The 16736-nt window shown below is 63.7% G+C and carries 19 protein-coding genes and 2 tRNA genes; 12 read left to right on the top strand and 9 right to left on the bottom strand.

All coding sequences use genetic code 11. The annotated features are described in order from the left end of the window. Positions 1-2 precede the first annotated feature (2 nt). A complete protein-coding gene (locus BA022_RS10810) occupies positions 3-899 on the bottom strand; it encodes an NAD kinase (protein ID WP_012655803.1) in 897 nt (298 codons plus the stop codon). 28 nt (positions 900-927) lie between these two features. Here BA022_RS10810 and hrcA point away from each other — a divergent pair, with 28 nt between their 5' ends. After that, positions 928-1932, top strand: coding sequence for a heat-inducible transcriptional repressor HrcA (hrcA, locus tag BA022_RS10805; RefSeq protein WP_088887498.1), 1005 nt, complete (start codon positions 928-930; stop codon positions 1930-1932). Positions 1933-1983: 51 nt separating this feature from the next. Then, positions 1984-2060, top strand: a tRNA-Ile gene (locus BA022_RS10800). 276 nt (positions 2061-2336) lie between these two features. Here the strand turns inward: BA022_RS10800 and BA022_RS10795 are convergent. Then, positions 2337-2729: a Rid family hydrolase gene (locus BA022_RS10795; RefSeq protein WP_088887497.1), complete on the bottom strand. Its 393-nt coding sequence runs from the start codon at positions 2727-2729 to the stop codon at positions 2337-2339. Positions 2730-2840: 111 nt separating this feature from the next. Between BA022_RS10795 and BA022_RS10790 the strand changes: the two genes are divergently transcribed. The 6 genes from BA022_RS10790 to BA022_RS10765 all read left to right on the top strand — a co-directional run bounded on the left by BA022_RS10790 (position 2841) and on the right by BA022_RS10765 (position 6898). Next, positions 2841-3773, top strand: a complete 933-nt coding sequence (locus BA022_RS10790; RefSeq protein ID WP_088887496.1) for a LysR family transcriptional regulator — start codon at positions 2841-2843, stop codon at positions 3771-3773. A 129-nt stretch (positions 3774-3902) separates the two neighbouring features. Beyond that, entirely contained in the window at positions 3903-4526 is a 624-nt protein-coding gene (locus BA022_RS10785; protein ID WP_088887495.1) for a YdeI/OmpD-associated family protein, read from the top strand. Between the two features lie 261 nt (positions 4527-4787). Then, positions 4788-5396, top strand: coding sequence for a hypothetical protein (locus tag BA022_RS10780; RefSeq protein WP_047350008.1), 609 nt, complete (start codon positions 4788-4790; stop codon positions 5394-5396). Positions 5397-5405: 9 nt separating this feature from the next. Continuing rightward, the gene (locus BA022_RS10775) at positions 5406-5990 is read left to right on the top strand and encodes a cysteine hydrolase family protein (RefSeq protein ID WP_012655823.1); all 585 of its coding nucleotides are present in this window, start codon (positions 5406-5408) and stop codon (positions 5988-5990) included. 18 nt (positions 5991-6008) lie between these two features. Further along, a complete protein-coding gene (locus BA022_RS10770; RefSeq protein ID WP_047350010.1) occupies positions 6009-6476 on the top strand; it encodes a DUF421 domain-containing protein in 468 nt (155 codons plus the stop codon). A gap of 89 nt (positions 6477-6565) precedes the next feature. Continuing rightward, the gene (locus BA022_RS10765) at positions 6566-6898 is read left to right on the top strand and encodes an I78 family peptidase inhibitor (protein WP_088888594.1); all 333 of its coding nucleotides are present in this window, start codon (positions 6566-6568) and stop codon (positions 6896-6898) included. An 80-nt stretch (positions 6899-6978) separates the two neighbouring features. Here the strand turns inward: BA022_RS10765 and hemW are convergent, their stop codons facing one another. The 5 genes from hemW to BA022_RS10740 all read right to left on the bottom strand — a co-directional run bounded on the left by hemW (position 6979) and on the right by BA022_RS10740 (position 11705). Beyond that, positions 6979-8223, bottom strand: a complete 1245-nt coding sequence (gene hemW, locus BA022_RS10760; RefSeq protein WP_088887494.1) for a radical SAM family heme chaperone HemW — start codon at positions 8221-8223, stop codon at positions 6979-6981. Positions 8224-8315: 92 nt separating this feature from the next. Continuing rightward, positions 8316-8933 (bottom strand): RdgB/HAM1 family non-canonical purine NTP pyrophosphatase, encoded by a 618-nt coding sequence (gene rdgB / locus BA022_RS10755; protein WP_088887493.1) that lies wholly within the window; start codon positions 8931-8933, stop codon positions 8316-8318. Positions 8934-8978: 45 nt separating this feature from the next. After that, the gene (gene rph / locus BA022_RS10750) at positions 8979-9713 is read right to left on the bottom strand and encodes a ribonuclease PH (RefSeq protein ID WP_088887492.1); all 735 of its coding nucleotides are present in this window, start codon (positions 9711-9713) and stop codon (positions 8979-8981) included. 76 nt (positions 9714-9789) lie between these two features. Then, on the bottom strand, positions 9790-10692 hold the full coding sequence (locus BA022_RS10745) for a PP2C family protein-serine/threonine phosphatase (RefSeq protein WP_011804365.1): 903 nt from the start codon (positions 10690-10692) through the stop codon (positions 9790-9792). Further along, complete coding sequence (locus tag BA022_RS10740) at positions 10689-11705, bottom strand: serine/threonine protein kinase (protein ID WP_015912601.1); 1017 nt, start codon at positions 11703-11705, stop codon at positions 10689-10691. The genes BA022_RS10745 and BA022_RS10740 overlap by 4 nt, the downstream gene beginning before the upstream one ends. A gap of 96 nt (positions 11706-11801) precedes the next feature. Between BA022_RS10740 and BA022_RS10735 the strand changes: the two genes are divergently transcribed. The 4 genes from BA022_RS10735 to BA022_RS10720 all read left to right on the top strand — a co-directional run bounded on the left by BA022_RS10735 (position 11802) and on the right by BA022_RS10720 (position 15937). Then, entirely contained in the window at positions 11802-12695 is an 894-nt protein-coding gene (locus BA022_RS10735; protein ID WP_041835906.1) for a YicC/YloC family endoribonuclease, read from the top strand. Positions 12696-12731: 36 nt separating this feature from the next. After that, positions 12732-13352 (top strand): guanylate kinase, encoded by a 621-nt coding sequence (gene gmk / locus BA022_RS10730; protein WP_011804388.1) that lies wholly within the window; start codon positions 12732-12734, stop codon positions 13350-13352. Positions 13353-13367: 15 nt separating this feature from the next. Continuing rightward, a complete protein-coding gene (rpoZ, locus tag BA022_RS10725) occupies positions 13368-13571 on the top strand; it encodes a DNA-directed RNA polymerase subunit omega (protein ID WP_011804389.1) in 204 nt (67 codons plus the stop codon). Positions 13572-13672: 101 nt separating this feature from the next. Beyond that, the gene (locus BA022_RS10720; RefSeq protein ID WP_047350016.1) at positions 13673-15937 is read left to right on the top strand and encodes a RelA/SpoT family protein; all 2265 of its coding nucleotides are present in this window, start codon (positions 13673-13675) and stop codon (positions 15935-15937) included. Between the two features lie 13 nt (positions 15938-15950). Here the strand turns inward: BA022_RS10720 and greB are convergent, their stop codons facing one another. After that, positions 15951-16511, bottom strand: coding sequence for a transcription elongation factor GreB (gene greB, locus BA022_RS10715; protein WP_088887491.1), 561 nt, complete (start codon positions 16509-16511; stop codon positions 15951-15953). Between the two features lie 78 nt (positions 16512-16589). Continuing rightward, a tRNA-Arg gene (locus BA022_RS10710) sits at positions 16590-16666 on the bottom strand. Positions 16667-16736 lie beyond the last annotated feature (70 nt).

The following is a 16736-nucleotide window of genomic DNA, read 5'->3' as shown; positions in this document are numbered from 1 at the left end:
GGTCAGGAACCTCCCTCGTACCAGCCTAGCTTCTTGCGCAAGGTGGCAAAGTAACTCCAGCCGCGCGGGTGCAGAAAGCACACCCGGTGCGCGGAACGGCGCACCAGTATGCGGTCGCCATGTTGCAGCGATGCGAGCGACTGCATGTCGAAGTTGGCGCTGATGTCGCGCCCGCCCGCCACCTCAATGGCCACTTCAGTCGCGTCGGAAAGCACGATCGGCCGGTTGGACAGGGTGTGCGGCGCGATCGGCACCAGCACCCAGCCGGGGATCGATGGGTGCAGCATCGGGCCGCCCGCAGACAGGGCATACGCCGTGGAGCCGGTGGGCGACGCGACGATCAGGCCGTCGGCGCGCTGGTTGGAAACGAATACGCCGTCCACCTCCACGCGCAGCTCCACCATGCCGGAGGTGGAGCCGCGGTTGACCACGACGTCGTTGAGGGCCAGCGCCTCGAACACGCACTCGCCACCGCGCATCACGCAAGCCTGCATCAACGGGCGCACGTCTTCTTCGTAGTCTCCGTGCAGGATGGGCGTGAGCGCGTCCTGGTAGCCCTCCAGCGGAATGTCGGTAATGAAGCCCAGCCGCCCCTGGTTGATGCCCACCAGCGGCGTGCCGTAGCCGGCCAGCCGCCGGCCCACGCCCAGCATGGTGCCGTCGCCGCCTACGACCAGGCACAGGTCGCATTGCCGGCCGATCCCCTCCACATCCAGCGTGTGGTATTGCGTGAGGCCCGTGTGGGCGGCGGTTTCGGCCTCCAGCGTCAACTCGCAGTCCTGCTGGGTGACGAACTGGGCAATGCTCTCAATGATCTGCCGTGCGCTGTCGGACGCTGAAACGGCGCCAGGCCCCGGGTATTTGCCTATGACTGCAACGCGGCGGAAGATGGGCTTCATGCAGAAATTACATCATTAAAATGATTCAATGCTTGATGACCGCTCCAAGTTGTTACTCAAGGCCTTGGTGGAACGCTACATAGCCGAGGGGCAGCCAGTCGGCTCCAGAACCTTGTCGCGGGCATCAGGGCTTGAATTGTCGCCCGCCACCATACGCAATGTGATGGCAGACCTGGAGGACCTGGGGCTTATTGCCAGCCCCCACACCTCCGCGGGCCGCGTGCCCACCGCCAAGGGCTATCGCCTGTTCGTCGACACCATGCTCACCGTGCAGCAGGAGCAGTTGCCGACAGTCCAGCTCATGCCCGAGCAGCCGCAGAAGGTGATCGCCAACGCCGCCCACCTGTTGTCGAGCCTGTCGCAGTTCGTGGGGGTGGTGATGGCGCCGCGGCGCGCCTCGGTGTTTCGCCACATCGAATTCCTGCGGCTGTCCGAGAAGCGCTTTTTGGTGATCATCGTCTCGCCCGACGGTGATGTGCAGAACCGCGTGATCTTTACCGAGGTCGATTACTCCCAGTCGCAACTGGTGGAGGCCGCCAACTTCCTCAACGCCAACTACGCGGGCCTCACCATGGAGCAGGTGCGCGAGCGCCTGAAGCTGGAGGTGGACAAGCTGCGCGGAGAAATCGCGGCGCTGATGCAGGCCGCGGTGAGCGTGGGCTCGGAGGCCATGTCCGGGTCGCAGGACGAGGTGGTGTTCTCGGGCGAGCGCAACCTGCTGTCCGTGAGCGATTTTTCCAGCGACATGAGCCACTTGCGCCGTGCGTTCGACCTGTTCGAGCAAAAGACGCAGATCCTGCGCCTGCTGGACATTTCCAGCCGGGCAGAAGGGGTGCGCATCTTCATTGGCGGAGAGAGCCAGGTGGTGCCATTTGAAGAGCTGTCCGTGGTGAGTGCACCCTATGAGGTCGACGGTCAGGTGGTGGGCACCCTGGGCGTGATCGGCCCCACGCGCATGCCCTATGACCGCATGATCCAGATCGTGGACATCACCTCCAAGCTGGTCTCCAACGCCCTGAGCCACCGGAAGTAGCCCCTACAATACGCGCCGCTGCGCCGCCTACGAGGCAGGGCAGTGCACCCTGGGGCGTTAGCTCAGTTGGTTAGAGCAGAGGACTCATAATCCTTTGGTCGTTGGTTCAAGTCCAACACGCCCTACCAAGTAGATAAAAAAATCCTGCTATCAATCTGGTAGCGGGATTTTTTCTTTGGGGGTTCATGTAGCCATCAGTCAATGGTTTTGAGTGGCTGGCCGTCAGTTCACCCATCGCTGTCGATCGACCTCTAGTCGCTGGACTTTTCCCCGAAGCTCGATGCCGGCGAGTATTCGCTGGCTGCGCTGACACCGGAACTGATCGCCAAGTACCGCGACGACCGACTCTCTGGCCTGGATCGCAAAGACTCCAAGGGCAAAGCCTTTCCCCAAGGACTCAGTGTTTAGCTTGGAAGCTTCGCGATTACCTTGATTTCGAACTGGAAGCCGTAAAGCCAGGTTACGCCGATACCGGTCAGCGTGGGATAGGGGGCATTGCCCCAATAGTCCGGCACGATCTGCCAAATGCGCTCGAAATTCTTCTCGGGATCCACTACGAACACCGTCACGTCGACTACGTCGTCAAAGCTGCACCCGGCTGCCTCCAGCACAGCGTTCAGGTGAGTGAAGGCGAGGCGGACTTGAGATGCCAGATCGGGCTCTGGCGTGCCATCTGCACGGCTGCCCACTTGGCCCGAGACGAATAGAAAGCCGTTGGACCGGATCGCTGGTGAGTAGCGGTTCTTCTCGTAAAGAGCTTGGCGGCCTGGCGGGAAGACAACGTCGCGTGGAGGCATGGGACATCTTTCATTGGATAAAAGAACCCACTGTAGGCACTGTATCTGTTTGGATAAACAGGAAAGTATCATCAAGACTGTTTGCAGAATCTGGACAATCTCCTGACCTCTATGGATCGTTTCGACGCTATGGTGGCCTTTGCTCGCGTGGTAGAGACACGCAGCTTTACCCAGGCCGCTCAAACGCTGCACATGAGCAAAACTACGGTAACTCAGCTTGTGCAGCAGTTGGAAGCGCGTTTACGGGTCAGGCTTTTGAACCGCACCACCCGCAAAGTGAACGTGACAGCCGAAGGTGCCGCCTATTACGAGCGTGTCGTGCGTCTGTTGGGTGACCTGGATGATGCGGAGACCAGTCTGACCAGTGCCTCAAGCGCGCCTCAAGGCCGCCTGCGGGTGGACGTGCCCAGCCCTCTGGCACGCATGGTCCTTGTTCCGGCTTTTGCTGCATTCCATGCGCGCTATCCGGACATCCAGCTGCACATGGGTGTAAGTGACCGAGTGGTCGATCTGATCGATGAAAACGTCGATTGCGTGGTGCGGGGAGGTGAGCCGGGCGACGCCTCGCTTGTGGCAAGGCATGTAGGCGATCTTTCCATGGGGCTGTATGCGGCACCTACATACTTGGCGAATGCCGGAATGCCCTTGCACCCCAAGAACCTGGAGGCCGCACCGCACCACATCGTGGGTTTTCTGGGATCAAGCACCGGACGCGTCTTATCCTGCGTATTGCACCGCGGTGACGAACAAGTGCGCGTGATGGGCCGTTACGCGATTGCCACCGACGATGGCAATGCCTACCTGGCGGCAGGCGTTGCCGGTCTGGGAGCGCTCTGGTTGCCTCAGTACATGGCAGCGCCTCATCTGGCGCGGGGTGAACTGGCGCCGCTGTTTGAGGACTGGTCCATTGCGCCGATGCCGCTGTATATCGCGTTTCCTCCCAACCGTCATGTGGGCGCTCGGCTGCGGGTGTTCATGGATTGGATGGTTGAACTGATGAAGACGCATGCTCCGCTGTCCGGGGCGTATCCGCGTCGGCGCTGAGAGGAGGGGCGTTGGACTGCGCCAGGGGATTGCGCCACCTGGCAGCCAACGGGTGCGGCGGCACGGCCTGCAGCTCACAGCTTCTCTGGCCATAACGACAAGCGGCGCTCTTGGGGCACACTCTGATCGATGACTGTCGCCAGATCCAGCATTCAACTTGAATCTGCCCCGGCCTCGTTCAAGAGCGCCAAGGGTTTCGATGCATGGTTGAGGAAGAACCATGCCGCTTCGGGCGGCCTCTGGCTCAAGATCGCGAAAAAGGGCGCTCAAGAACCCAGCGTTTCCTACCCCCAGGCGGTGGAAATCGCACTCTGTTGGGGCTGGATCGACGGTCAGAAAAAAGCTCTCGACGATCAGCACTACCTCCAGCGTTTCACGCCGCGGCGCGCGCGCAGCATCTGGTCGAAAGTCAACATCGACAAGGTCGAGGCACTCATAGTGGCGGGCCGCATGCAGGCGCCTGGCTACGCCCAGATCGAAGCGGCCAAGGCCGATGGGCGCTGGGCACGGGCTTACGACAGCGCTCGTACGTCTACCGTACCCGAGGATCTGTTGGCCGCGTTGGAAATCGATCCAAAGGCCAAAGCCTTCTTTGCAACGATCAATGCGGCCAATCGTTACGCGGTACTGTGGCGTATCCAGACAGCCGTGAAAGCAGAAACGCGCGCCAGACGAATCGCCCAGTTGGTTGATATGCTCGCACGCGGCGAAACCATCCACCTTTTCAAAGCTCGTTCTCGCGCCGGACAGTGAATGCCACGCGCATGGCGCGCCGGCTTGCTGTCGGCTCCAGTCCTTCAAGCACTACCTGACCCCAATGTCACACCCCGCTATCGCGTTGATAGCGGGGTTTTGTCTTTTCGTCTGCGATCAACGTGACAGCGGTCGGCTGCGCGCCTGCTTTGTTCGGAAATTGCATTACGCGCAAATAGGCCGTTGCCTACGGCGCGGAACCGGTCCGCCTCACACCATGGGCTTCTCTTGCATTCCAACCCCACAACCTGGAGAAGACCCATGCCCAAGCCACGTTATGACGAAGCCCAACTCAAGGATCTGCTGTTGCAGATGATGGAAACCGAGCTGGGTGGTGAGCAGGTGTACCGTGCGGCGATCGACTGCGCGACCAATGAAGACCTCAAGAAGGAATGGGAGGGCTACCTCGACGAGACGCTATCGCACCAAAACGTGGTACGCACAACCTGCGAAAACCTGGGAATCGACCCCGACGAGGTGGTGCCTTCGCGCCTGGTGGTCAAGCACATCGGCGATTCGCTGGTCAAGGCGATCGAGTTGGCCCGGCAGGCCGGCAATCCTGCGCAGGCCCAGTTGGTCGCCTGCGAATGCGTGGTGCATGCCGAGACCAAGGACCACGCCAACTGGGAGCTGCTGGGCAAGGTGGCGGAGGTGGCGACCGGGGATGTCGGTCGCGCCCTGAAAGATGCCCACGAGCGCGTGGAGAAAGACGAGGACCACCACCTGTACCACACCAAGGGCTGGTGCCGCGAGCTGTGGATTGCAAGCCTGGGCATGCCGGCGGTGCTGCCTCCGCCGGAAGAGGTCAAACAGGTGGAGACCGCCATTGGCGCGTCGCGCGCGGAGCAGCAACGCGACGCGATGCTTTGAGGAGGCTGCGTGGCGCGCCCCGCCGCATTGCGCCGCACGCCGCTGCCGCGCAGCAAACACGTGCTGCTGTTGGTGGATGTGATCAATCCGCTGAATTTCCCTACAGCGGCAGACCTGCTGCCCGGAGCGGTACGCGCCGCGAACGCCATTGCGCGGCTGAAGGCACGCCTGGCGCGGCGCGGGGTCACGGCGATCTATGCCAACGACAACTATGGCACGTGGCACAGCGACTTCCGTGACATTCTCACGGCCTGCCGCGCGCTGCCGGGGGCGCGCGGCGAGATGGCCTGCCTGCTTGCGCCCGCGCCGCAGGATCTGGTGATCCTCAAGCCACAGCATTCGGCGTTCCATTCGACTCCCTTGCAGCATTTGCTGGACAAGATGCAGACCGAGCAGCTGATCATCGTGGGCCTGGCCGCCGACATGTGCGTGATGCTGACGGCCACCGATGCGCGCATGCTGGGCTACAAGGTGTGGGTGCCGTCGGATTGCACCGCCGCGGAATCGGAACACCGCAAGACGGAGGCCCTGCGGCAATTGCATGAGGTGTTCAAGTGCGCCGTACGGCCTGCGGTACGGGCGGCTGCACCCTGACTGACCGGAGCGACCGCTATGTTCAACCTGGACTTACCCGCCGCAGAGCTGGTGCTGCGCGCCGCCATGGTCTACGGCCTGCTGCTGGCGCTCATGCGCGTCAGCGGCAAGCGCACCGTCGGGCAATTCACGCCGTTCGACCTGCTGGTGGTGATGCTGGTCAGCGAGGCCGCGGGTCCGTCCATGACGGGCAAGGACCAGTCGCTGTGGGGCGGTCTCATCGTCTGCCTGGTGCTGATCGGATTGAACATCCTGGTGGGGATACTCACGGCGCGTTTTCGCATGGCCGAGAAACTGCTGGAGGGCGAGGCGATCCTGCTGGGGCGCAATGGGCATGTCTTTGACACGGTGCGCAAGCGGCATCGCGTATCGGAGAACGACGTGGAGCGGGCGTTGCGAGAGGCCGACTGCGACAGGAAGGACATGCGCTACCTCTTCCTGGAAGCCGACGGCAGCTTGAGCGTGCAAAAGCACCGCGAGGATTAGCCGCGTCGCCGCCGGGTTACCGATGGTGACGGCCCGTGCACCGCGGCTGCGGTATGGTGCTGCATTTTTCGGAGCAGGAGGCAACAGGCATGCGTTATTTCTTAAAGGCAGGCGGCGCCGTGGCCGTGGTGGGGCTGATGATGGCAGGTTGTTCGTCGATCGGACCGGGCAGCAGCCCGGCGCCCGCGCCCATTGGCGCCAGCACGGCCCCGGTGGGCGGTGAATGCAACGCCCAGGGCGCGCAGGCGGCGGTGGGTAAGAATGCCACGGCCAAGGTGGTGGAGGACGCGCGCGTGCGCTCCGGCGCGCGCTTGGCGCGCGTACTGCGCCCGGGCCAGATGATCACCAAGGAGTTCGATGGCCAACGCCTCAACCTGGAGGTGGACGCCAGCGGCAAGATCATTGCCGTGCGCTGCGGCTGATCAGCCGCAGGAATGTGGCGCTGATGAAGTGTGCGCGGCTGTGACCGGGCACGCTTCGTCGGTGTGCTTTCGGCGCCCGCTCAGTCCGCCAGGAAGAGCGCCTGCAGGTCGCTTAGAAAGTCAAAGCCCCGCTGCGTGGGACGCACGCGCTCCATGTCGCGCGTGATCAGGCCCTGCGCCTCGGCCTGCTGCAGGCCAGCGGCTATGGCCGTGATCGCCAAGCCCGTACGGGCGGTGAAGTCCTGCAGCGCAAAACCCTCCTGCAGCCTTAGCGCATTGAGCATGAACTCGAACGGCAGGTCCGCGCGGCGCACGTCGTCGTCTTGCGCGATGGCGCGCCCTGCGAGTGCTCCGGCCATGTAGAGCTGCGGATCGCGCAGGCGCACCTGGCGCACCACCCGGTGCGCAAAGCTGAGCTTGCTGTGCGCGCCCGCGCCAATGCCCAGATAGTCGCCAAACTGCCAATAGTTGCGGTTGTGCACGCATTGGTGGCCCTCGCGTGCATAGGCCGATACCTCGTAGCGTGCAAGGCCTGCCGCGCCCGTCAGTTCGGTGATGCGGTCGAGCATGGCATAGGCGGCATCGTCCTCGGGCAGCGGTGGGGGGTACTTGGCGAAGTAGGTGTTGGGCTCGATGGTCAGGTGGTAGATGGAGATGTGCGGCGGCTGCAGCGCGAGCGCGGTGCGCATGTCCTCGTCCAGCTCAGCCGGCGTCTGGCCGGGCAGGGCGTACATGATGTCGAGGTTGAAGGTGTCGAAGGCCTGTGCGGCCTCTTCCACCGCGGCCAGCGCCTGTGCGCGGTTGTGCACGCGGCCCAGCGCCTGCAGGTGCCGGTCGTTGAAGCTCTGCACGCCGATGGACAGCCGCGTGACCCCCGCGCCGCGGTAAGCGCGAAAGCGCTCCTTCTCGAACGTGCCGGGGTTGGCCTCCAGCGTGATCTCGCACCCCGCGTCCAACCGCAGGCGCGCGCGGATGTCGCCCAGCAGCCGGTCGATGGACTCGGGTGCAAACAGGCTGGGCGTTCCGCCGCCGATGAAGATGCTGTGCACCGTGCGGCCCCAGATCAGCGGCAGGGCGGCCTCCAGGTCGGCCAGCAGGGCGTCGATGTAGCGCGCTTCGGGCACGCCGCCATCGCCGCCCATGCCGCCGCGCGCCTCGTGCGAGTTGAAGTCGCAGTACGGGCATTTGCGCAGGCACCACGGCAGGTGCACGTACAGCGACAGCGGCGGCAGGCTGGACAGTTGCAGCAGGCCGGGGCGCATGTAGTGCTGCACGTCGCGCAGCGGCGCGCCGGACTGCGCGGCGGGGAGGATGGGGATGGTCATACGAGTCTAAAAACCATAGCTGCTGGCGCTTTCCTGACAACCGTTTCAGTATCAAAAGACATTGAAACCCTTATCTGGAAAGCGCTAACCGCTCACCTTTCTGAGGTTCCGGCAAACCAATGCTCGCGCATCAGCTCCAGCATCTGGCGCGACGAGCGGCCGCGGTGGCTGTGGGCGTTCTTCACCTCGGTCGGCAGCTCGGCAAAGGTCTTGCCGAAGGCGGGCAGCACCATCACCGGGTCAAAGCCGAAGCCGCCCGTGCCGCGCGGCGCGCGTGCAATCTCGCCGGCCACGCGGCCCACGGCGATCAGTGGCTCGGGGTCCTGCGGGCTGCGCACGGCCACCAGCGTGCTGACCATCGCGGCGCGGCGGTCGTCGATGCCCTGCATCTGCTCCAGCAGCGCGCGCACGTTGTTGGCGTCGCCCTTGTCGTAGCCGAACTGCGTGGCGTAGTAGGCCGTCTGCACGCCGGGCTGACCGCCAAAGGCCTGCACGCACAGGCCGGCGTCGTCCGCCAGCGCGGGCAGGCCGGTGTGGGCGCTGGCAAAGCGGGCCTTGGCCAGTGCGTTCTCGACGAAGGTGTGGAACGGCTCCTCGGCCTCGCCCACGCCCAGTTGGGCCTGGGGAATGAGCTGCACGCCCAGCGGGGCCAGCATGGCCTGCAGTTCGGCGAGCTTGCCGCGGTTGTTGGAGGCGAGTACGAGTTTCATGGTCAAAAAGGTCTTTAGCGCATATCAGTCAAGCGCAAACAGCTATCAATTGCGTAGCGACTGCCGTTGCAGGGCGACCAGCTCGGCGATGCCCTTCTCGGCCAGCGCCAGCAGTTGGTCCATTTCCTGGCGCGAGAAGGTCGCGCCCTCGGCCGTGCCTTGTACCTCCACATAGTGGCCGGTGCCGGTCATCACCACGTTCATGTCGGTGTCGCAGGCCACGTCCTCCACATATTCCAAGTCCAGCAGCGGTTGGCCCTGCACGATGCCCACGGACACGGCGGCCACCGCACCGGTGAGCGGCGATGCGCTGATCTTGCCCGCAGCCAGCAGGGTGTTGACCGCGTCCTGCGCCGCCACCCAGGCGCCCGTGATCGCGGCGGTGCGTGTGCCGCCGTCGGCCTGGATCACGTCGCAGTCGATCTGGATCGTGCGCTCACCCAAGGCTTTGAGATCAAAGACTGCCCGCAGGCTGCGGCCGATGAGGCGCTGGATCTCCTGCGTGCGTCCGCTTTGCTTGCCGCGCGCGGCCTCGCGGTCGCTGCGGGTGTGGGTGGAGCGGGGCAGCATGCCGTACTCGGCCGTCACCCAGCCTTCGCCGCTGCCGCGCTTGTGCGGCGGCACCTTTTCCTCGACCGACGCGGTGCACAGCACGCGCGTGTTGCCGAACTCGATGAGTACCGCGCCCTCGGCATGCATGGTGTAGTGGCGCGTGATGCGGATGGAGCGCAGCTGGTCCAGGGCGCGGCCGCCGCTGCGGGCAAAGGGGGTGGTGTTCATGGCAGGTCCAGGTCAAAGAAGGGGCTCCCCGCGCTCCTGGCGGAGAGCGGAGGAGGCGGTGCGCCCGGGCCGCAGCCTACAGCTTGCGCGCGGCAGAGCGCCGGATGGCTTCGTTGATTTCGGCGATCGAGCGTTCGATGGTCTCGTCGTCCAGGTCGTCCGCAAAGCTCTCCAGCGGGCCGGCCTGGATGGTGGAGGCGAACACGTCGTCACTGATGCTGTCGGTGGAAATGCCCTGGGTGGACTCGAATGTGTCGGGGGTTTCCCACTCCATGGCCACCACGGTCACGTTGTCGCTGCCGTCCCCGGCCTTGCGCAGGGCGTCCTCGACCAGGTCGGGCACGGCGTTGGAGACGGTCTGGCGGCCCAGCTGGCGTGCGATGGTCTCGTCGTCCAGTGCGCCCCACAGGCCGTCGGAGCACAGCAGGATGCGGTCACCCTGCTCCAGCAGCACGGGGCCGGCCACGTCGTACAGCGGCTTCGTGGGAGAGCCCAGGCAGGTGAACAGCACGTTGCGGTTCACGCGCTCCAGCCCGGCGATGGCGGCGTTGCGCAACTCCAGGTAGGAGTGGTCACGCGTGCGCATGAGCAGCTCGCCCCCGCGCACGAGGTACAGGCGCGAATCGCCGCAGTGGATCCAGCTGGCGCGCCCGTCTTGCACCACGGCGATCACCAGCGTGGTGCGCGGCGTGTCGAGCATGTCCTTGGTGGTGCCATAGCGCAGGATCTGATGGTGCGCGCCCAGCAGTGCGGTGGAGAGGAACTCCTGCACATCCTTCAGCGTGGGCTTGGCTTGGCGCTGGAACATCGCGGAGACCGTCTGGATGGCGATCTGCGCGGCGACCTCGCCCTCCGGGTGGCCGCCCATGCCGTCAGCCAGCACGAACAGCACCGACTCGCGCGTGTAGCAGTACCCCATGCGGTCTTCGTTCTTCTCGCGCCCGCCGCGGCGGCTGATCTGAAAGACAGAGAACTTCATTTAGGCCGCGCTCCCAGACCGGTGGCTTCGCCCACCTTTTGCACGTTTTTCTTGGTGTCCGACACCAGGGTGTCGAGCTGCATGCGCATCTTCTCGGCCACCGACAGCTTGGTATAGCGGCGTTCGCCCTCGCGGCTCAGCTCCTTTTGCAGCGCGAACACCGATTGCGGGCGCGACAGCGGATCGAGCGCCATGCACCATTCGACCACCTCGATCAGGTTGTCCGAATACACGCCGCGCAGCTTGTTCAGCGCCAGCGACAGGCGGTCCTTCTCCTGGCGCTGCGGCGCCTCGTTGGGCGGAAATCCCTGCATGCACGCATAGATGCAGGCGCCAACGGCGTAGATGTCCGTCCAAGGGCCCATCTGCGAGTCGCGGCGGTACATCTCGGGCGCAGCAAAGCCGGGGGTGTACATCGGGCGGATGAAGTTGCCCTCTTTGGAGAGTACCTCGCGCGCGGCGCCGAAGTCGATCATCACCGCGCGGTTGTCGTCGGTGATGAAGATGTTGGCGGGCTTGATGTCCAGGTGCAGCATCTTGTGCTGGTGCACGATGCGCAGGCCGCGCAGCACCTCATCGAACAGTGAGCGGATGGTGGACTCGCGGAACACCTTCTGTGTCTTGAGGTCGCGTGCGGTGATGATGAAGTCCTGCAGGGTCGCGCCCTCCAGGTAGTTCATCACCATGTAGACGGTCTCGTTCTCGCGGAAGAAGTTGAGCACGCTCACCACGGAGGCGTGCGAGATCTGCGCGAGCGCACGGCCTTCCTCGAAGAAGCTCTTGAGGCCCAGGCGGTAGAGCGAGAGCTTCTCGGGCGGCACCTTGGGCAGTAGTTCGCCCGGTGCACGCGTAGCCAGAGAAGCGGGGAGGTATTCCTTGATGGCCACTTGCTGGCCTTCGGCGTCAATGGCGAGGTACACCACGCCAAAACCACCGGAGGACAGCCGTCGCACCACGCGGTAGCCGCCAATGGCGGTATCGGGGGGCAGGGGGGCCGGCTTGATTTTTGACATAGGAAGCGAAGGCAGTCGTGGGCGCGGGTGGGGAACCCGGATAATCGCTGGATCGCAAGCAACCAACCACCGAAAAGTCCAATGGCAGTTTACAGCATGACCGGATACGCCAGCGTGCAGCGCGGCGTGGCTACTGCAGGGGACGACAAGGACGGGCCCGTACGGCGCCTGGGCCTGGAAATACGTGCGGTCAACAGCCGCTTTCTGGACCTGTCTTTCCGCCTGTCCGATGAACTGCGCGCCCAGGAGCCGGCGCTGCGCGCCCTGCTCACGCAGCGCCTCAAGCGCGGCAAGGTCGAGGTGCGCGCTTTCGTGGACAACGACGACTCCGCCGCGCTCGCCGAGCCATCCCCGCGCATCTTGCAACGGGTAGGCGCGGTGCAGGATGCGGTGCGTTCGTGGCTGCCCGACGCCAGGCCGCTGTCGGTGGCCGACGCGCTGCGCTTGTGCGCCAATGCCGGTGCTCCTGCGCTGGACTGGAGCGAAACGGCAGCGCGCGCGGCCGAGCAGGCGCTGGACGACCTGGTGGCCGCGCGCCAACGCGAGGGCGAACGCCTGGCCGCCATGCTGCAGGAGCGCATCGCGCAGTTGCGCGAGCTGGCCCGCCAGGCGGTGCCGCTGGTTCCGCAGCTCGTGGAGCAGCAGCGCCAGCGCTTCATGGAGCGCTGGAAGGAGGCCATGTCGCTGGCCGAAGGCGCGGTGGTGCCCGAAGCGGCCCAGGACCGCGCCCTGACCGAGGCCACGGCCTTTGCCATCCGCATCGACGTCGCGGAGGAAGTCACGCGGCTGCAGTCGCACCTGGACGAGATTGCCCGCCTGCTCAAAAAAGGCGGCGAGGTCGGCAAGCGGCTGGATTTTCTGATCCAGGAACTGCACCGTGAAGCCAACACGCTGGGCTCCAAGTCGGCTGCCATGGACCTCACGCGCATCAGCGTGGACATGAAGGTGCTGATCGAGCAGATGCGCGAGCAAGTGCAGAACATCGAGTGATAATCCTGTTTTGATAGCGGCTCACGCACACCCCATATGGACTATCCCGGAAATTTGTTTGTAGTCTCTGCCCCCAGCGGGGCGGGTAAATCCAGCTTGGTCAAGGCCCTGCTGGAGCTGGACTCACATGTGCAGCCCTCCGTGTCGCACACGACTCGCGCGCCGCGCGGGCAGGAAAAGCACGGCCGCGAGTACTTCTTCGCTTCCGAGCAGGAGTTCGACGCGATGGTGGCGGCTAACGGTTTCGTCGAGTGGGCGAACGTCCATGGACGCCGTTATGGAACCTCCCGCAAGGTGATCGAGGAGCGCGTGGCCCAGGGGGCGGACGTGGTGTTGGAAATCGACTTTCAGGGCGCGCTGCAGATCAAGCAGGCCTTCGCGAACGCCGTGCTGGTCTTTGTGCTGCCGCCCAGCTGGGACGAGTTGCGCGCCCGGCTGGAACGCCGGGGCGAAGATGCGCCCGACGTGATCGACCTGCGCCTGGAGAACGCGGCAGAGGAAATGGCGCAGGCCAGCAAATTCGACTTCGTTATAATCAATGAGGTCTTTGAGCGAGCGCTTTTCGACCTGAAAACCATCGTTCATGCCCAGCGTCTCAAGTACGCCGCCCAGCGCCGCGCCCGGGCCGAAACCTTCGAGTCGCTCAATATTCCCTGATCCCTGGAGAACACCATGGCCCGCATTACCGTGGAAGACTGCCTCGAGCAGATTCCCAACCGTTTTCAACTGGTGCTCGCCGCCACCTACCGTGCCCGCATGCTCAGCCAGGGCCACGCCCCCAAGATCGAGAGCCGCAACAAGCCAGCCGTGACGGCACTGCGCGAAATCGCCGCTGGCAAGGTCGGCCTGGAAATGCTCAAGAAGGTTCCGGGCTGAGCGATCGTCAGCCTCCGGTGATCCCGGTAAAAGAGCACCGCGTGGCGGTGCTTTTTTTTGCCTGCGCTTGCCGCTCGGGCGGGGCGCGCTACATTTAAGCCATGAACGTCGTGTTGAACAAGGCAGCTGTTGACAATCCGCAGGCCGTCCCTGTGGCGGTTGACAGTTCTTCTGCTGCGGCCGCCAACGCCGCGGCGGCGAGCTTTGCTGCGCTGCTGGAAAAACTCGACTACCTTGACGAAACCAGCGTCGAGCAGGTGCGCCAGGCGTACCGTTACGCCGATGAAGCGCACTTGGGGCAGTTGCGCAGCAGTGGCGAGCCCTACATCACGCACCCGATTGCCGTGGCGGCGCTGTGCGCGAGCTGGAAGCTGGATGTCCAGGCCCTCATGGCAGCCTTGCTGCACGACGCCATGGAAGATTGCGGCATCACCAAGTCCGATCTCATCGACCGGTTTGGTGCGCCTGTTGCGGAACTGGTGGATGGTCTCACCAAACTCGATAAGCTGCAGTTCAATACCCGTGAGGAGAACCAGGCCGAGTCGTTTCGCAAGATGCTGCTGGCCATGGCGCGCGACGTGCGCGTCATCCTCATCAAGCTGGCGGACCGCACGCACAATATGCGCACGCTCTCCGACATGCCGCGCAGCAAGTGGGGCCGCATTTCGTCGGAGACGCTGGAGATCTATGCCCCCATCGCGCATCGATTGGGGCTGAACCAGACCTACCGCGAACTGCAGGACCTCGCCTTTCGCCACCTGCATCCATGGCGCTATGCCACGCTGTCCAAAGCGGTCACGAAGTCGCGCAACCGACGCCGCGACATCGTGCAGAAGGTGCAGACGGAAGTGGATGCCGCATTTGCGCGGTTGGGCATGCACGTGCGGCTGGCGGGACGTGAGAAGACACTCTTTGCGATCTACCAGAAGATGATCACCAAGCACCTGAGCTTTGCGCAGGTGACGGATCTCTATGGCTTCCGTGTCATCGTGCATTCGGTGACGGACTGCTATACCGCCTTGGGTGTGTTGCACCAGATGTACAAACCGGTGCCCGGCAAGTTCAAGGACCATATCGCCATTGGCAAGCTCAATGGCTATCAGTCGCTGCATACGACGCTGGTGGGACCTGCTGGCCTGAATATTGAGTTTCAGGTTCGCACCGAGGAAATGCACATCGTGGCGGAAGCGGGTGTGGCGGCGCACTGGCTCTACAAGGCGAAAGATGCGGATGGCGCGGTGGCAGAACGCCTGGGCACCAAATGGCTGCAGTCTTTGCTCGACATCCAGAATGAAACGCGCGACGCGGCCGAATTCTGGGACCACGTCAAGGTGGACCTGTTCCCAGATGCCGTCTATGTCTTCACGCCCAAGAGCCAGATCATGGCCTTGCCCCGCGGGGCCACGGCGGTGGACTTTGCCTATGCGATCCACAGCGACGTGGGCGACCGCACCACGGCGGCGCGCATCAACAACGAACAGGTGCCCCTGCGCACCGAACTCAAGAACGGGGATGTGGTGGAAATCGTTACCACACAGGGCGCCCGGCCCAACCCGGCTTGGCTGGGGTTCGTGCGCACAGGGCGCGCGCGTTCCAAGATTCGCCACTATCTCAAGACGCTGGCGCAGAACGAGTCGGCGGGCCTGGGCGAGAAACTGCTGACCCAGGCGCTGCGCGCCGAGGGCATCGAACAACTGCCTGACGTGCAGACCCAAGCGCCCATTTGGGAAAAACTGCTGCGCTTTACGGGCAATCGCAGCCGCGCGGAACTCATGACCGATGTGGGACTGGGCAAGCGCATTGCCGGCATCGTGGCCAAGCGCCTGGTCGTGTTGCTATCGGAAGACGGCCAGCGGCCTGATGCATTGCTGCTGACCCGCGAGCGCTACAGCTCCCATGAAACAGTCTCGCAAGGGAGCATCACCCTCGACGGCAGCGAGAATGCATCTGTTCAATATGCAGCGTGTTGCCGCCCGGTGCCGGGTGACCCCATCGTGGGATACCTGGGCCGCGGCGAGGGCCTGGTGGTCCATCACGCGCAATGCGGGGTAGCCAAGAAACTGCAGCACAAAGATGGCGAGCGCTTCATTGCCGTCGACTGGTCCGATGAGCCTACCCGCCAATTCGAGACCGGTATCACCGTGACCGTGACCAATGGCAAGGGGGTACTGGCTCGCATCGCATCCGAATTTGCCAACTCAGAGGCAGATATCGTCCGTGTGGACATGGACGATGCGATGGACACCACTGATCTGCGTTTTGTGGCAGCGGTGCGTGATCAACACCATGTAGAGGCCGTGTTGCGCAATCTGCGCCGCACGCATTCCGTATTGCGAGCGTTCCGCGTGCTTCCCCAGCCCGCTTGAGGGCTTGGGTTCGTCACCGAGGCGCCGCGACGGGGTATTCGACACGCAGGATTTCCAAGGTACGTAGGCCGGCGGGAGTCTGCAGGGTCACTTCGTCTCCCTCCCGGGCTTTGAGCAGCGCGCGCGCCACGGGAGAAATCCAGCTGATCTGCTGCAGGCTGTTGTCGGCTTCGTCAATGCCCAGAATCGTCACCGTGCGCTCCACGCCGTCCTCCTCGGCGTAGGTGACCGTGGCGCCGAAGAAGACTTGGTCACTGCCCGCGTGTACCGATGGGTCCACGACATCCGCGATTTCCAGCCGTTTCGTCAGGAAACGGATGCGCCTGTCGATCTCGCGCAGCCTTTTTTTGCCGTACAGGTAGTCGCCGTTCTCCGAGCGATCTCCGTTGCTGGCAGCCCAATGGACAATTTCCACCACCTTGGGGCGCTCGTCATCGATAAGGTCCAGCAACTCGCGGCGAAGGCGCGCATATCCCTGGGGTGTGATGTAGTTCTTGCCGGGCCCCACGGGCGCCTGCGGGGGGAGGGACGGTTCGTCGTCGGTATCGGTTTCCTTGGTGAATGCCTTGCTCATATGCTTATCGTGCCTGAAAGGGAGCAAATGCCAAAAACGAAAAAGCCCTGGAACCTTGCAGTTCCAGGGCTTACCGTTTGGTGCGGCTGGCAGGAATCGAACCCACGACCCCTTGGTTCGTAGCCAAGTACTCTATCCAGCTGAGCTACAGCCGCTAAGCTTTGAATTATAGCACGAAGTTTTCAAGCTATATCAAAAATCGTCACTGGCTAATTAATCAGTCGA

This window comes from Diaphorobacter nitroreducens (assembly GCF_002214645.1).
Lineage (GTDB): Bacteria > Pseudomonadota > Gammaproteobacteria > Burkholderiales > Burkholderiaceae_C > Diaphorobacter > Diaphorobacter nitroreducens.
The sequence above is the reverse complement of the archived record's forward strand: the minus strand, read 5'-3'. Positions and strand labels throughout refer to the sequence as shown.

Coding starts and splice junctions, on each gene's coding strand:
- rdgB (WP_088887493.1), bottom strand. CDS start 8,933: ATGAAACTCGTACTCGCCTCCAACAACCGCGGCAAGCTCGCCGAACTG.
- BA022_RS10765 (WP_088888594.1), top strand. CDS start 6,566: ATGCGTTATTTCTTAAAGGCAGGCGGCGCCGTGGCCGTGGTGGGGCTG.
- BA022_RS10745 (WP_011804365.1), bottom strand. CDS start 10,692: ATGAAGTTCTCTGTCTTTCAGATCAGCCGCCGCGGCGGGCGCGAGAAG.
- BA022_RS10795 (WP_088887497.1), bottom strand. CDS start 2,729: ATGCCTCCACGCGACGTTGTCTTCCCGCCAGGCCGCCAAGCTCTTTAC.
- gmk (WP_011804388.1), top strand. CDS start 12,732: ATGGACTATCCCGGAAATTTGTTTGTAGTCTCTGCCCCCAGCGGGGCG.
- BA022_RS10770 (WP_047350010.1), top strand. CDS start 6,009: ATGTTCAACCTGGACTTACCCGCCGCAGAGCTGGTGCTGCGCGCCGCC.
- BA022_RS10735 (WP_041835906.1), top strand. CDS start 11,802: ATGACCGGATACGCCAGCGTGCAGCGCGGCGTGGCTACTGCAGGGGAC.
- BA022_RS10810 (WP_012655803.1), bottom strand. CDS start 899: ATGAAGCCCATCTTCCGCCGCGTTGCAGTCATAGGCAAATACCCGGGG.
- BA022_RS10785 (WP_088887495.1), top strand. CDS start 3,903: ATGACTGTCGCCAGATCCAGCATTCAACTTGAATCTGCCCCGGCCTCG.
- BA022_RS10740 (WP_015912601.1), bottom strand. CDS start 11,705: ATGTCAAAAATCAAGCCGGCCCCCCTGCCCCCCGATACCGCCATTGGC.
- BA022_RS10720 (WP_047350016.1), top strand. CDS start 13,673: ATGAACGTCGTGTTGAACAAGGCAGCTGTTGACAATCCGCAGGCCGTC.
- BA022_RS10790 (WP_088887496.1), top strand. CDS start 2,841: ATGGATCGTTTCGACGCTATGGTGGCCTTTGCTCGCGTGGTAGAGACA.
- greB (WP_088887491.1), bottom strand. CDS start 16,511: ATGAGCAAGGCATTCACCAAGGAAACCGATACCGACGACGAACCGTCC.
- BA022_RS10780 (WP_047350008.1), top strand. CDS start 4,788: ATGCCCAAGCCACGTTATGACGAAGCCCAACTCAAGGATCTGCTGTTG.
- hrcA (WP_088887498.1), top strand. CDS start 928: ATGCTTGATGACCGCTCCAAGTTGTTACTCAAGGCCTTGGTGGAACGC.
- rph (WP_088887492.1), bottom strand. CDS start 9,713: ATGAACACCACCCCCTTTGCCCGCAGCGGCGGCCGCGCCCTGGACCAG.
- rpoZ (WP_011804389.1), top strand. CDS start 13,368: ATGGCCCGCATTACCGTGGAAGACTGCCTCGAGCAGATTCCCAACCGT.
- hemW (WP_088887494.1), bottom strand. CDS start 8,223: ATGACCATCCCCATCCTCCCCGCCGCGCAGTCCGGCGCGCCGCTGCGC.